Genomic DNA, 14,578 nt, shown 5'->3' with positions numbered 1-14,578 from the left:
GGCGAGCCGCGGGGACACCTAGCAGGTATAGCGTGTCACACGCGCTCAAGCAATCATCGCCAACGCTACTGCCGCTCATCCGTACGGCGGAGCGGAATGGGCGGCAGGTCGTGGGGTGAGATCTCCGGCAGCCCGGTCAGGACCTGCCCGATGACCTCGCGAAACGCGCCGTCGGGGTGATGCCGGGCGTGCCGGTCGAGCAGTGCCCGGGTCTCCTGCTGCGCGCCGAAGCGGTGACCGAGCGCACGGACCGACTTCTCCTTGACGGTCCAGTCGGGGTCGTCCAGGTGCTCGACGAACCAGGCGTGGATCTGCGGGCTCGTCTCGGGCAGCTCGGCCAGGACGGTGCCGACCACGCGGCACAGCTCGGTGTCGGCGGGATGGGCCGCGGACAGCGCGATGAGCCGCGCGGGCAGGTCCGGCTCGGCGCCGAGGAGGCGTCCGAGGACCCGCGCGGCGCCGCCGTTGACCGGGGCGGCGTCGTCGAGCCGGACCAGCAGCCGGTCCCGGACCTGCGCCTCCAGCGCGGGACCGCCGCCGGCGCGGCGCAGCAGGATCTCGGCGGCGGTCTCGATCACGTCGGCGTCGGAGTCGGTGGAGATCCGCTCCAGCAGCGCGTCCCGCGTGTCGTCGCGGTCGCCGAACCGGTCGCCGAGCAGCTCCACCGCCGTGCGGCGCAGCTTCGCGTTGGCGTTGCGGTCGCCGGTGCGCTTCACGAGGATCCGGGCGACCCGCGGGCCGGCGCCCTGATACGCGCCCATCGCCTCGGCCGCGATCCGCACCACGTCGCCGTCGAGGTCGGCGCGGATCCGGTCGCCGAGCGCGTCGCGGGCGTCCGGGTCGTCCAGGTGCGCGGCGAGGATCTCCGCCGCCGCCCGGCGGACCAGCTCGCTGTGGTCGTCGGCGACCCGCTCGACGATCAGCCTGCGCGCCTGCGGCCCGAGCGACCAGCGCCGCCCGAGGGCGGTGACGATCGCCAGCCGCACACCGGCGTCCGTGTCGAAACGGGCCCGCTCGGTCAGCTTCGTGCGCAGGTCCGCGTCGAGCGCGATGCGGTGCAGCAGGACGCCGACCGCGATCCGGCGGACCTCCGCCTCCGGATCGTTGAGCTTGCGCTGCATGGCGATGGCGACCTTGCCGTCGGTCGAGGCGATCCCGGCGAGGGCGTGCGCGGCGGCGATCCGGACGGCGGGGACCGCGTCGCTCATCTCGTCGCGCAGCGCCCCGGCGACGACCTCCTCGCCGATGAACCGGGCGCCGAGGATCTCCGCGGCGGCGAGGCGCACCGCGGGGTCGGGGTTGCCGCGGGCGGGCAGCCGAGCCAGGGCCGCGTCGCGCACCTGAGCGGCCGCCTCCGGATCGCCGGCGCCGCGGTCCGTGGCGAGGAGGTCGTCGGCGAGCGCTTCGGCGGCGGCGCGGAAGACCCCGGCGTCGGGGTCGGTGCGGACGTAGCCGAGCAGGATGTCGCGCGTGTTCGCGCACTCGGCGAGGACCTCGATCGCGGCCCGCCGGACCGCGGGCCCGGCGCCGGCCGCCAGCCGCTGCACGACGTCGTCGCGCACCAGGTCGCCCGCGTGGTGGTGCTCGACGAGCGCCTGCGCGGCCAGCTTGACGACCTGCGGGTCGGTGTCGACCCGCAGCCGCCGCCGCAGCGCCGCGACCAGGTCGTCGCTGGTGCCGCAGCGCCAGCCGACCAGCTCCACGGCCGCCTGCCGGGCCGGGACGTGGTCGTCGCCGGTGCACACCATGACGGTCCGCAGGGTCGCCGGGTCGGTGGCGCAGGCTGGGCGCAGCGCACGGATCGCGGTCGTGCGGATCCCGCCGGAGCGGTCGTCGCGGGCCAGCCGGTTGAGCGCGGCGACCGCGGCGGGGTCGTCGCCGAAGTGCTCCCCGAGCGCCTGGACCGCGGCGACGCGCACCTGGCCGTACGGTCCGGAGCCGGCCCGCTCGATCAGCATCCCGCGGACCCGTCCGGCCTCGGGGTAGGACGCGTTGACCCGCTCCGGCAGCCGGCAGCGGCGGGCGAGCTCGGCGAGGCCGGCGACGGCCGCGTGCGACGCGCGGCTGTCGCGGACCGGGTCGAGCTCCTCGGTGAAGAGCCGCTCGACATCGTCCTCGGGCTCGGCGAGGATCGCCGCGATCCGGGCCGCGTATTCGGTGACGGGGCTGCACAGCAGGTGGGAGCCGCGGCGGCGGTACCAGGCGAAGAAGCTCCGGCGGCCGGGCCAGTCGGGTCCGATGGTGCGCACGGCCGGCAGGATCGCGTCCTCGATCAGCTGGGCGGTGTCGCGGTCGTTGATCGACACGCAGTGCTCCAGCAGCAGGACGACCCGGTCGAGCAGCACCGCGGCCGCCTGCTCGACCGCGGCGCGGCTGCGCAGCTCGGCGAGGCACTGCACGGCCAGCGCGATGTTCCACGGCGGGTTGAGGAACTCCTGCGGCGGCCACTGCGGGTCGGCGTCGGTGACGAGCATGTCGACGATCTGCTCGACGCCGGCCTCGGGCAGCACGCTCGCGACCAGCCGCAGCACCTCGTGCCAGGACGTGTCCGGCCAGTGCCGGCGGAACAGGTCCGCGACATCGTCGAACGTGAGCAGCCCGGTCTTGAACCGGTGGCGGATCTCCGCCGCGCAGAAGAAGTCGAGGAACGTGCGGTGCGCGAAGCCGTACAGGTCGGGGCCGTAACGGCTGAGGATGAAGTTGCGCATGTGGAGGCGGTCGATGATGCGGTCGGCGGCGGCGCTGGCGTCGGCCCGGTCGAGGCCGAACCGCTCGACGAGGTGCCGCACGAAGACGGCCCGCAGCTCGTCGCCGTGGATGTAGTTGACGGCGGTGGAGCTGTCGAACTGCATCTCCCACGCCAGGCGGCGCAGCATCGCCTTCTTCTCGTCGGCGTTGACGTCCACCCGGTTGCCGGGCGCGGTGCCCGGCGCCGCCGCGGTGTCGCCCTGGCCGAGCTGCCGGTTGACGTCCCACCGGTCGACGAGCACGCCGGCGGCGTGGTTGTAGAGGTTCCACCGCTCGCGGGGCAGCGCCTTGTGCCGGCTGATGATCGCCAGGATGGTCAGCAGCAGCGGGTTGCCGGCCAGCTCCCGGATCGCCGAGGTGAGCCGGAGCGTCTCCAGCAGCCGCAGGCGCCGGATGCCGGCGCTCTCGTCGTCGGACATCGTGTGGCGGTACCAGCGGGCGAGGAAATCCTGGATCTGCTCGTCGCCGAGGTCCTGCAGGGTGAAGTGGGCGAAGCCCGCGTCGGTCAGCGCCTTGCGGACATAGCCGATGACGCGCGACGTGACGAGGACCCGCACCGACGGGAACTCCTCGACGAAGGCGGCGATCCGGGCGGTCACGGCGGTGCGCTGGTTGCGGTCGAAGATCTCGTCGAGCCCGTCGAAGATGAACAGCGCCCGGCCGTTGTCGGCGAGGTACTGCCGCAGCACCGCCTCGGGCAGCCCGAGCCCGTCGCGGGCGGCCTGGTGCGCGAGATACTCCACGAAACTCTCGCACTCGCCGCTGACCAGCATCGCGCTGTACGAGCGCAGCTCGACGACGAACGGCAGCACGTCGGTGAGCGCGGACAGCCGCTCGTCGCGCCGGGCGCGGCTGAGCACGAGCATCAGGTAGTTGGTCACGGTCGACTTGCCGGACCCGGGGTCGCCGAGGAGCACGACCTTGCGGTGCTCGGTGTCGGACAGGACGTCGAACAGCCGCTGCCACGGCTTGGCGAGGTAGAGCTCGCGGAGGTGGTCGGCCTCGCTGGCGTCGATGTGCTCGGGCAGCTCGCCGGGCTTGATCTGCCCTTCGGTCTGCATCCGGCGCAGCCAGTCGCGCGGCAGCTCCACCGGTGGCGGCGGCTCCTCCCGCACGAGCTGCTCCACGAACACGTCGGCGACGGTGACCTCGATGTCGTCGGGGTGGTCGGGCAGCGCGAGCGCGCTCAGGTCGAGCCGGCGCCGCTGGTCGCGGACCCTGGCCCGGTACTGCGCGACGTGGTCCGGCGGGTCGCCCCCGGCCGTGCCGGCCCGCAGCCGTGCCAGCTCGTTGGTGACCGCGGTGCCGACCTTCGCGGCGAGGTCGTCGGGGGTCGTGAACATGCTGCACAGCCGGCCGTCCGGGCCGGCCAGCTCGGCGCGCAGCGCCATGATCCGCTCGCGGGGGCGGCCCTCGTCCATGACGTTCGGCGGCCAGGGGTGCGCCGGCTCCAGCAGGAAGATCAGTCGCGGGATGCCGAGCGTGACGGCGTGGCGGTACTCCAGCTCGGTGATCGACGCGTTGTGCGAGGGCACCTCCGCGCCATACCGCCAGGCGTAGATGCCGACGAAGATCTGGCACTTCTCGACGTCGCGGAGGCAGTAGTCGAGGGAGGTCTCGTCGGCGGCGACGTAGTCCTCCATCGCGTGCGGCACGACGTGCAGGCCGCGCAGGACCGTGAGCACCGCCTGGCGGTGCGCCTTCAGGTCGACGAAGCTGGAAGACACATAGACGTCGGTCACCGTGTTGACGACTCCAGCGCCGTCACCAACTCCACCGTTTCCAGGGCGCAACCCCACGAAAGACTCACGCCTCCGCCACCGTGCCCGTAATTGTGCACGACGTGGCAGCGCCCAAGATTGACATGCTCCAATCGTACCTGCCTGCGGAAAGGCCGGACGCCGACCCGCACCTCGCGGATCACGGCGCCGGCGAGCCGCGGCTCCACCGTCGCGCACCGGCGCAGAATCTCCCGCGCCGCCCGCGGATCCGGCTCGGTGTCGGCCCGTCCGGGATATGCGGTGCCGCCCAGCACGACATGGTCGCCCTGCGGCACGAAATAGGTCAGATCGGGGTCCTCGCTGTCGACCTCGATGAAGAACTCGTCCAGTCCGGGATTGTCCACGATCACCACCTCCCCGCGCGCGCCGCTGAGCTCGTCGTCCCGGGTGAGGCGGCCGGCGGCGTGCCCGGTGCAGTTCACCACGATGCCGGCCTCGTCGCCGAGGTCCTCGAGGGCCGGCACGTCACGCAGCCAGAAGACCCCGCCCGCCTTGTGTAGCCGGTCGTAGAGGTAGGTCAGGTAGACCGGCATGTCGACCACGGGGATGCGGTACCGCCAGCCCATGGTGAACCCGGGGCGCAGCTCGTCGGGCCCGCACGCCCGGACGCCGGGCAGCCAGGCGAGGTAGGGGCTCGGGTCCTGCGGCGTCCTGCACGCCTCGACGCCGTCCATCAGCTCCACGCCCGTGGTCGGGTCGGCGGCGAGCGAGGTGAGCGTCTTCAATGTGCTTTTTCCCCACCGCTCCACGCATTCGTGCTCCACCAGATGCGGCCCCCACAGCGCGCCCGCCGCGCATGAGGTCGTTTGTGAGGGATGGTCCCGGCTCACGATGACGACGGACATTCCGCGCTCCGCCAGCAGAACGGCGGTGGTCAGTCCCGTGACGCCCGCCCCGACCACCACGACGTCCGCCCCTGAACTGGTCACCCGTTGAGAATAAGGCCCAAGAGATAGACGACCATGATCAGAGCTGGGAAAAACGAGATATCCGCACGATGTCCTGTCCGGATGCGCGGGACTCATGGCTCTGCGAGCTGCGGCCAACCGCTAGAGTAGCTGCACAGCGGGGCGTCGCGAACCCCCGCAGGCGTGAACCATCGGAGGAATGATGCTCACCTTTGGTGAGGTGCATACCGGACTCCTCCAGAACTCCACGCCGCTCGCGCGCGACAGCACCGTCCGGCTGCTGGACACCGCCCCCGGTTCGCGGGTCATCCAGTCGGAGCGGCCGATCGCCTATGCCGTCTCGCCGGACCGCCTGATCGGCGTGGACTGCGCGCTGCCGTCCAGCAGCGGGGCGAGGGTCCGCGCGGTCGGCACCGTCGTCTCGCACGCCGCCGTCACCGGTGGGCACGTGCTGCAGGGGTCGGCGCACACGTCGGTGACCCCCAGCGCGGAGAACCGGCGGATGCAGTGGCCGCACTACCTGGCCCGGCCGGCGCGGCTGGAGACGATCGGCAAGGTGAAGGCCGGCGACGTCCGCGACGGCTACCTGCGGCACGAGCGCAGCGCCGACCGGCTCGACATGGCGGGCATCGCCGGGCACACGATGGACGCCGTCCAGGGCTCGGCGCAGCTGGACCACCGCTCGCCCTTCCGGGCCCGCCGCACCCACCTGCGGTGGGTCTTCGAGCCGACCGCGGGGCACGAGGGGCTCAAGGTGGAGTTCACCGTGCAGTCCGAGACGCTGCGCACGCTGACCCTCGCCGGCAGCGGCGACTGCTCCCCGTCGGTGGTCGAGCTGTGCGAGGACCTCGCCCTGCACGACTGGCTGCTCACCACGCTGCTGTCGATCGCCGAGTCGGCGCTGACCCGCTCGACGGCCAGCACCCAGCGCGTCCGGCGCCTCCAGCCGGCGGTGGAATACCTGGTGCCGCTGTGGATGCCGGCGGCCCGCCTGGACGGCGAGGTGCTGCCGGTGTGGGAGTCGCTCGACCGCCGGCCCGGCTTCACGCGCCAGTGGGACCTGTCGGTCGGCCGGGTCCGCGACCAGATCACCCTCGCGATGATCGAGCTGCTGCGGATGACGTCGGCGGTCACCGGGACGCACACCTGACCCGCTACCTGCGGGGTGCTGCAGACGAGTTGGCGGCTCAGCGAGCTGACCTTCCCGCGTAGAGAGGCGGCGGAGCGGGACGAGGTGGCCGCCGCAGTGGCGCTCGGGCAGGTGTGCCGGGTCATCGCGTGGTTGCAGCAGTGCGCGCAGGAGCGGCTACAGACCGACCTTGCGGACCCGGCGAGTCGCCAGATCGGCATCGCGCTGAGTCAGGGCAGGCAGCAGATCGTGCAGTTCGTCGACCCGGACCCGCCGAAGTTCTTCCGGGTGGAGGGTGACCCGTGGGCCGTACGGGTTCAGCGACCCCCGCGCCGTGCTGCTGTGGCTGTCGGCGCTCTGCGAGTTCGGCGGCGGTCACGCGGGCGTCGGCATGTACATCCTGTGCGAGGTGCTGACCGGCGAGAAGTTCTTCGGCAATTACTGGGACGACGCCTGCATCTTCACCGAGATCGAGCGGCGGATCGGGCCGCCCGGGAACGGTCCACCACCGTCGAAGGCTGGTGTTCGCGTGTGGCGGTCTCGGGACGATCAGCCTCGACCTGGCGACCACCGTCATCGCCGGGCTGCGCAACCGCAACTTCCTGCCGCCTGCCGGGCGGGAATCGGACGCGAACTCCTCCACCGAGAAGGAGCGGATCGCCGCCGCGATCGCGGAGTTGGGCTACACCCGGGCGTTGGAACCAGCGACGACGGCGGCGCACCACCGGCGCAGCGGGTTCGCCACATGGGTCTTCCAGCCCGCGGCGACCGGCCGGTTCCCGGCGAAGGCGCCCCGTCCCTCGCGGTCGGTACTCAGCTCAGGCACCTCGACGGGTCGATCGGAGGGCGCTACTCGCACGTCACAGCGGAGATGATCGCCCGCCTGCTGGAGGTCCGACCGCCCGGTGGGAGGAAGCCCTCGACGCCCGCCGGCGGATGCACCCGCGTTCACCGGTCCGCGTCCTGGACCGGTTGCTCCAGGAGAACGGCCAAGATCATCTCCTAAGATTCTCCCAGGAGGGTCAATGACAAGCAAAAGGACCGGCTCCCGATGGGAAATACCGGCCCTCTACCTGCGCGTTCACGGTGGGCGATACTGGGATCGAACCAGTGACCTCTTCGGTGTGAACGAAGCGCGCTCCCGCTGCGCCAATCGCCCGTGACGTTTGTGCACTCTACCTGATCCACCCCGTCCGTCGCATCTTTGGGGGGGCGGGTGGGGTGTGTCAGCGGATGCGGGCGGGGTTGATTTCGCGGGAAGGGTGGCGGCGGAGGTACTCGCCTTCGAGTTCGGTGGTGCGGCGGGTGTGGTTGGCCAGGGCGCTGTCGGGGCCGTGGCGGAGGGCGTCGTGGCGGGTGCCGTGCAGGCTGGCCAGCTCGCGGAGCAGCGCCTCCTCGGTCAGGGCGCCTGGGGAGACGCCCTGCACGATGTCGTCGGTGCGCATGTAGCGACGTGTACCCAGCGGGCGGCGGGCTACACGAGGGTGAGGCTGAAGTCGTCCGCGTAGTAGGAGGGCTGGCCGTACCAGCCGTGCACGAAGACCGTCACGGAGGTGGTGGTGGCGCCGGTGGTGAAGGTGACGGACAGCGGGGCGTAGGTGTTGCCGGTGCCGGGGGTCCAGGTGCTGACGTTCACGCCGGTGCCGGTCGCGCCGATGTACACGTAGCTGCCCTGGACGTAGCCGGTGAGCCGGTAGGTGCGGTTCGGCTGGACCGTGACGGTCTGCTGGCACTGTGCCGTGTCGCCCGCGGTGACGGCGCCGGCGAGGGCGCGGGTGCCGGAGCGGACGGGGCTGGTGACCACGGAGCAGCGGCTGCCGGTCCACGGCGCGAGGGATCCGGTCTCGAAGCCGCCGTTGGCCAGTACACCGGCGGGCGGCGACGACACGGAGGCCGACGGCGACGGCGAGCGCGACGCGGACGGGGACGCCGACGGAGAGGCTGACGGAGAGGCTGACGGCGAGCGCGACGCGGACGGGGAGACGGTGGGCGAGGCGGACGGCAGCGTGGACCACGGCACCTGCGGCGACCGGTAGTAGTTGATCCCCTGCACGGTCCAGCGCGGGCCCTGCGCGCCGAGGCGCACCTTGAACGTGTCCCAGTTGCGCGCGGACTGCGGCGACCACGCGAGCTCCGCCAGGGCGGGCATGCGCGGGAACGCCATGAACTCGATGTCGGCGAGGGTGCGCAGCGTCTCGCTCCACAGTGGAGCCTCGACGCCGAGGATCGAGGCGGCCGGGACGCCGGGGAGGTAGGTGCCGGGGTCCCAGTTGTAGGCGGTCTGCACCTCGATCAGGCCGGCCCAGGTCAGGCCGAGCGGCGTCGCGTTGGTGTACTTCATGTCGAGGTAGGTCTTGTTCGCCGGGGAGAGCAGGATCTTGTCGCCCTTGCTGACGGCGGAGCTGAGGTCGGCGTCGGAGGTGCCGGTGCCCCAGAACTGCGCGACGCGGCCGGCGGTGTGGTCCGCCTGGCCGATCTGGTGCCAGCCGACGACGGTCTTGTTGAGTGCGCCGGCGAAGGGCTGGACGCGGTTCATGAACGTGCGGTAGTCAGCCTCGCTGGTGCTGTGCGCCTCGTCGCCGCCGAGGTGCAGGTACGGGCCGGGGGTCAGGGCGGCGAGCTCGTTCAGGACCTGCTGCACGAAGGTGTAGGTGACCTCCTTCGAGACGCAGAAGGAGCTGAAGCCGACCTCGGTGCCGGTGTAGAGCGCGGGTGCGACGCCGTTGCAGTTGAGCTCAGCGTAGGAGGCGAGCGCCGCGTTGGTGTGCCCCGGCATGTCGATCTCGGGCACGATCGTGATGTGCCGGGCGGCGGCGTAGGCGACGAGGTCGGTGTACTGGGCCTTGGTGTAGTAGCCGCCGGCGCCGCCGCCGACCTGGGTGCTGCCGCCGACGGTCGCCAGGCGCGGCCACGCGTCCACGACGATGCGCCAGCCCTGGTCGTCGCTGAGGTGCAGGTGCAGCACGTTCAGCTTGTACTGGGCGATCTCGTCGATGTACCGCTTGACGGTGTCGACGCCGAAGAAGTGCCGGGACACGTCGAGCATCGCGCCGCGGTAGGCGTAGCGCGGCCGGTCGATGATCCGTCCGCCGGCGACGGTCCACGGCCCGCTCTGCACGGTCCGGGCCTCGACGGTGGGCGGCAGCAGCTGACGGAGGGTCTGGACGCCGTGGTACAGGCCGGCCGGCGTCTGCGCGCGGATGGTGAGCAGCGACGCGGTCACGTCGAGCTGGTAGCCCTCGGTGCCGACGCTGGCGTCCGCGCCGGACAGCAGCAGCGCGATGCCGCTCGACGGCGTGCCGCTGCCCGTGGTGACCGGCAGCGCGTAGCCGGTCGAGGGGCGCAGCAGGGCGGCGAGGGCGTTGCCGGCGTCGAGCGACTCGGTCTGGATGCCGGTCCCCGAGCCGAGCGTGAACGTGACGCCGCCGGCGGGCTGGACGGACGCGGGCGCGGGCACCACGTCCTGGAGGCTCACCACGGCGGCGTCCGCGGGTGGCGCCGCGATGGTCCAGACGGCCCCCACGGTGACGGTCGCGAGGGCGAGTGCGGCGGCGAGCAGGGCGGGACGTTGCACGGCGTCCTCCAACAGGGAAACTCATTGTAAAGTTTCCTGTTAATTGATGGCCTCCTCTGCCCGGCTGTCAAGGGCTCCCAGGACCGGCTCATCGCAGCAGCGCCGCGAGCAGGTCGGCCCCGAGCGCCGCGGTGGCGGTGAGGTCGAGGGTGTGCCGCACGTACCGGCCGCGGCGCGTGGTCTGCAGCAGCCCCGCCTTCTTCAGCACGGCCAGGTGCCGGGACACCTCGGGCGGTGTCAGGTGCCAGGCCTCGGCCAGCTCGCCGGTGGTGTGCGGCCCGCGCGCCAGGGTCCGGCACAGCCGCTGCCGCACCGGGTGCGCGAGCGCGTCCAGCCGGCGCCGCACGAGGTCCATCGACAGCGGCCGCCCCTGGGAAGCCGCCGGATACTGCACCACCGGCCGCCATCCCGGCGCGTGCACGGTGAGCAGGTGCGGCCGGCCGTACACCGACGGGATGAACGTGACGCCGTCGCCGGCGGCGCTCGTCGAGCTGTCCTGCAGCTTGTCGATCCGGATCCTGGTGCCGCCGGGCCCGGTGTCGAGGGTGACCGCCGGCGACACCGCTGTGAGGGCCGCCTCGATGCCGTGCCGCGCGAACAGGTCGGCCTTGTGCCGCGCGTCGGCGGCGAGCTGGTGCTCGACCTGCCGCCACGCGTCGAGGAAGAACGCCTCCGCGCACGCTTCCAGCAGCTCCCGTACTGCGGCCCGCACCGCCGACGGGTCGGCCAGCAGCCGCTCCGCGAACGCCGCCTGCCGCGGACCCCGCGCCAGGGCCAGCTCCAGGGCCAGCTCCAGTGCCCGGTCGAGGTCGCGGGGCAGCCGGGGCGAGCCGCAGCTCATGACGAGGGCCGCCGCCACGTACGTCTCGTCGGGGATCGCGTCGACCGCGTCGAGCTCCGCCGGCAGGGTCGGGCGGGGCCGGCCGGGCACGAGGAAGTCCGCGCGCGAGGACCGCCACAGGAACTCGGCCTCCAGCAGTCGGTCGGCGAGCGCCGGCTTCAGCCCGGCGAGGGTCGCGCCCGCCCACGCCTGCAGCGCCGGGTGGTGGGCCGGCTCGGCGAGGACGTGCAGCATCGAGGTGAGCTCCGCGAGCGGCGACGGCGCGAACACGCACCGCTCCGCGGGCATCCCGGTGATGTCGATCGTCAACGCCACACCCCAATCGTGCCAGCGCCCGGCGAGCGCGTGGTGACGCTTGACGGGTCCCGTCAACCCGCGTGATCGCGCCGGGTCGCGCGCCGCACCGTTGCCGCCATGCGATTCGGTTCCCGGTATGCGGCCGCGCTCGCCGTCGACGCGCTCGGCGCGGGTCTCCTGCGGCCCTTTCTCGTGGTGTACGGCCTGAGCGTGCTGCACCTTTCCGCCACCGCCACCGGTCTGGCCCTGTCCGCGGGGCTCCTCGCGGGCCTGATCGCCGTGCCGCTCACCGGCCGGTGGATCGACGCCGGGGGCGGCCCGTTCCGCAGCCGGGTCCTGCCGGTCGTCGCCACCCTGGCCGTCCGGGTCGCCGGCGTCGGCGTGCTGCTCGCCGCGCACGGCGTGGCCGCGTTCTCGGTCGCGTCACTGCTGCTCGGGATCGGCAACCAGGTCTGGCCGCAGGCGCACGCCGCGCTCGTCGCCACCCTGGCCGCGCCCGGGCCGGCCGACGCGCCCCTGGCGGCGGCCCGGTCGCTGCGCAACGCGGGCCTCGGCGCGGGCGCGCTGCTGGCGGCGCTCGCCGTCGCCGGCGGGCCGGACGTGCTGCGCCTGCTGGCCGCCGGCACCGCGGCCGGCTACGGGGTCGCGGCCGTGCTGGTGTGCACCGTCGTGGTGCCGCCCGCCCCGCTCGCGCGCACCGGGCGGACCAGGGAGGGCCGGGTGCCGGGCATGGCGGTGCTGGTGTGGGCGAACCTGCCGTTCGCGCTGTGCTTCGCGGTCCTGGAGGTGGCGCTCCCGGTCGTGCTCACCGAGCAGCTCGGCGCGTCCCCGGCGTGGTCGGCGATCCTGTTCGCCGGCAACACCGTCCTGGTCGTGGCGCTGCAGGTGCACCTGGTGGTCCGCCTCCGTCACCTGTCGAGGCGGGCCGTGCTGGCCGCGTCCGGTGTCGTGCTCGCCGCGTCGTACCTGGGCTTCTGGGCGTGCGGCGCGGCCGGTGCGCCGCTCGCCGCCCTGTGTGCGGTCGCCGTCGCGTACACCTTGGGCGAGATCCTCTACGCGGGCAGCGGCACCGCGCTCGTCACCGCGGCCGCGCCCCCGCACCGCCTCGGTCACGCCCTCGGGCAGTGGCAGCTGTCCACCGGACTCGCCAACGCCGCGGCGCCGGCGCTGCTGCTGGCCCTGCTCGACGCCGGCCCCGGAGTGCTCTGGCCGGTGCTGGCCGGCACGACCCTCCTGGGCGCCGCGGCGATCCACCGGCGGGCCCCTGAGGCGGGCTCTGAGGTGGCCCCTGAAGTGGCGTCGGAGCCTGTCCCGGCGGTTCGCTGAAACCGGAACGGCATTCACGTCCGACGTTCCGCCACAATTGGGGGGAACGGTAGGCCAGGACTTGCGGGCGCCAATAGACTGCGACTCTCACGAGTGCGGTGCCGACGGCGCGCCGCCGAACAGATGGTGGTGCGGTCGATGAGGGTCCATCCGCGTCAGGAGCTGTTGTCGATCTGGAAGGCCGTGGTCCGCAATTCCCTGAGAAACAAGACCTGGGAATGGGGCGGGCGCGACGGGCGCAACTCGATCAGCGACGCGGAGCAACTGCTGTGCCTCCTGCTGCCGGCGACCCAGGTCGACACATTCCGGCTGGAGCGGCCCGACGAGACCAGCGAGGCGATGATCACCGCCCTGCGGCCGATGGGCGGCGCGACGGATATCGCGCCCTACCTGATCGGGCTGCTCCGGGAGTACTTCACCACCTATTCCGACAAGGAGACCGGCACGCCGGTCTTCGCCGGTGGCAGCTACTTCAAGACCCGGCCCGGCGTCGAGGTCACCAAGGACCAGGTGGAGCTGTCGATCGTCGACTCGTATTCGACGTCGATGACGCTGTCACTGGCCACATTGGGATTTGTGACGGTCTATGAGCCGGAGACCCAGCGCGAGCAGGTGAGGGCCGACCTCCAGGATCTCAAGGCGCGCGCCCAGGTCCGCCTCAGCGCGGCGATGATCGGGCTGCTGCGCAGCTTCACCGTCAACGTCTTCACCGCCGACGACGAGGAAGGCCGGATCCTCTACGGCACGATCAACCAGAGCGGGTTACCGGCCCGGGCCGTCGTCTCCCAGCTGCGGCGGGAGCTGCGCGAGACGATCGCGAGTTTCAGCAACGTGACGATCGGCTCCGGCAACGCGCCGGAGGACCTCGCCCAGTCCGACCGGCTCTTCGAGTGTGGCTGGTCGTGGGGCGTCGTGGCCAACGCGCCGGTCATCGAGACCGTCGAGGACGTGGGCCGCCAGCCCGACGGGATCGCGATCGACAAGCCCTACCTGTACTTCACCGTCACCGCCCTCGACGCGATCGAGGACCTGCAGTCCGAACGCACGCGCATCCTGAACCTGCTCAACGAGGAGCAGCTGCGGCTCGCGCAGGCGTTGCAGCTGCGGTACGACCTGACCCGGTCCTACTGGGCGGCCGTGGCGACGTTCGGCACCGGCCGGTGGCCGGTCGAGGACATCCCGTGGCGCACGGTGGACGACGTGGAGTCCGTCTACTTCACCCTGCTGGTCACCTCCCTCGCCGTGAAGGGTCTCGCCCGCGAACGCGGCTCCGACACGGAGCTGAGCCGGATCGGCGACGTGCTGATCAACCTGGCCGAGCGGGCCCGGCTGATCACCCGTCCGCTCAAGGACGACCCGATGCTGCTGCTGCACGTGCCGGGCGTGCTGCTCAACCTGGAGGGCACCGAGACGGTCGGCCCGCCGCTGCACTGGCCGATCACCGAGTTCGCCGCGCTGCTCATGCAGCGCACGCACGCGATCGCCGGCCTGCTCGGCGAGGCGCAGAAGCGGTCGGAGCTGATCGACCTCGCCGACCGGGTGTGGGACCACCTCGGGCGGCGCAGGATCAACGACGCGCCGGGCCAGGGCCTGTGGGACCAGCCGAGTTCGGCCTTCGCCGGGATCGACACGCACTACGATCTGCCCTCGTGGTACTACACCGTCCGCGTGGTGCAGGCGCTCGTCGCCGCCGCGAAGACGGTGGTCCGGCCGACGCTGCGCAGCGACGCGCTGCACAGCCTGGCGCTCGACCTTCTGAATGAGGCGGACCACTTGTTCGACAAGGAACTGCTGGCCGGGTCGATCGACGGCCGTGGACCGCTGAGCCGGGAGCTCCAGCGGGTCCGCGCCGACCTGCTGCGCGCCCGGGAGCTGGTGTCGTCGCGGCCGGGCACCTCCACGGCGCTGACGATCGAGGCGCTGCAGAAGCTCGACCAGCTCGAGAACGCCCGCAAGAACGTCTCCGAGGACTGA

9 protein-coding genes and 1 tRNA gene are annotated in these 14,578 nt (G+C 72.4%); 4 read left to right on the top strand and 6 right to left on the bottom strand.

Features of this window, described 5'->3' with window-relative positions:
• Positions 1-65 precede the first annotated feature (65 nt).
• Both ACQEVZ_RS37395 and ACQEVZ_RS37390 read right to left on the bottom strand, forming a co-directional pair.
• The gene (locus tag ACQEVZ_RS37395; RefSeq protein WP_433375373.1) at positions 66-4,490 is read right to left on the bottom strand and encodes a HEAT repeat domain-containing protein; all 4,425 of its coding nucleotides are present in this window, start codon (positions 4,488-4,490) and stop codon (positions 66-68) included.
• Positions 4,487-5,431 (bottom strand): FAD-dependent oxidoreductase, encoded by a 945-nt coding sequence (locus tag ACQEVZ_RS37390; protein ID WP_354904750.1) that lies wholly within the window; start codon positions 5,429-5,431, stop codon positions 4,487-4,489. Before ACQEVZ_RS37390 ends, ACQEVZ_RS37395 begins: the two co-directional genes overlap by 4 nt.
• 226 nt (positions 5,432-5,657) lie before the next feature.
• Between ACQEVZ_RS37390 and ACQEVZ_RS37385 the strand changes: the two genes are divergently transcribed.
• Both ACQEVZ_RS37385 and ACQEVZ_RS37380 read left to right on the top strand, forming a co-directional pair.
• The gene (locus ACQEVZ_RS37385) at positions 5,658-6,587 is read left to right on the top strand and encodes an SCO2521 family protein (RefSeq protein WP_344503417.1); all 930 of its coding nucleotides are present in this window, start codon (positions 5,658-5,660) and stop codon (positions 6,585-6,587) included.
• Positions 6,588-7,087: 500 nt separating this feature from the next.
• Entirely contained in the window at positions 7,088-7,441 is a 354-nt protein-coding gene (locus ACQEVZ_RS37380; protein WP_433375370.1) for a hypothetical protein, read from the top strand.
• Positions 7,442-7,653: 212 nt separating this feature from the next.
• On the opposite strand, the gene ACQEVZ_RS37375 is transcribed toward ACQEVZ_RS37380, so the two are convergent.
• The 4 genes from ACQEVZ_RS37375 to ACQEVZ_RS37360 form a co-directional block, all read right to left on the bottom strand.
• Positions 7,654-7,725, bottom strand: a tRNA-Val gene (locus ACQEVZ_RS37375).
• A gap of 67 nt (positions 7,726-7,792) precedes the next feature.
• On the bottom strand, positions 7,793-8,011 hold the full coding sequence (locus ACQEVZ_RS37370) for a DUF6158 family protein (protein WP_433375367.1): 219 nt from the start codon (positions 8,009-8,011) through the stop codon (positions 7,793-7,795).
• A 29-nt stretch (positions 8,012-8,040) separates the two neighbouring features.
• The gene (locus tag ACQEVZ_RS37365; protein WP_433375364.1) at positions 8,041-10,140 is read right to left on the bottom strand and encodes a family 20 glycosylhydrolase; all 2,100 of its coding nucleotides are present in this window, start codon (positions 10,138-10,140) and stop codon (positions 8,041-8,043) included.
• Between the two features lie 88 nt (positions 10,141-10,228).
• A complete protein-coding gene (locus tag ACQEVZ_RS37360; RefSeq protein WP_433375361.1) occupies positions 10,229-11,296 on the bottom strand; it encodes a DUF5937 family protein in 1,068 nt (355 codons plus the stop codon).
• A 99-nt stretch (positions 11,297-11,395) separates the two neighbouring features.
• On the opposite strand from ACQEVZ_RS37360, the gene ACQEVZ_RS37355 reads away from it, so the two are divergent.
• Positions 11,396-12,604 (top strand): MFS transporter, encoded by a 1,209-nt coding sequence (locus ACQEVZ_RS37355; protein WP_433375358.1) that lies wholly within the window; start codon positions 11,396-11,398, stop codon positions 12,602-12,604.
• Between the two features lie 138 nt (positions 12,605-12,742).
• Positions 12,743-14,578, top strand: a complete 1,836-nt coding sequence (locus tag ACQEVZ_RS37350) for an SCO2524 family protein (RefSeq protein ID WP_433375355.1) — start codon at positions 12,743-12,745, stop codon at positions 14,576-14,578.

The sequence above is a fragment of the Dactylosporangium sp. CA-152071 genome, assembly GCF_050936335.1.
In the GTDB taxonomy this organism is placed as follows: domain Bacteria; phylum Actinomycetota; class Actinomycetes; order Mycobacteriales; family Micromonosporaceae; genus Dactylosporangium; species Dactylosporangium maewongense.
This window is presented reverse-complemented; position numbering and strand designations above follow the sequence as displayed.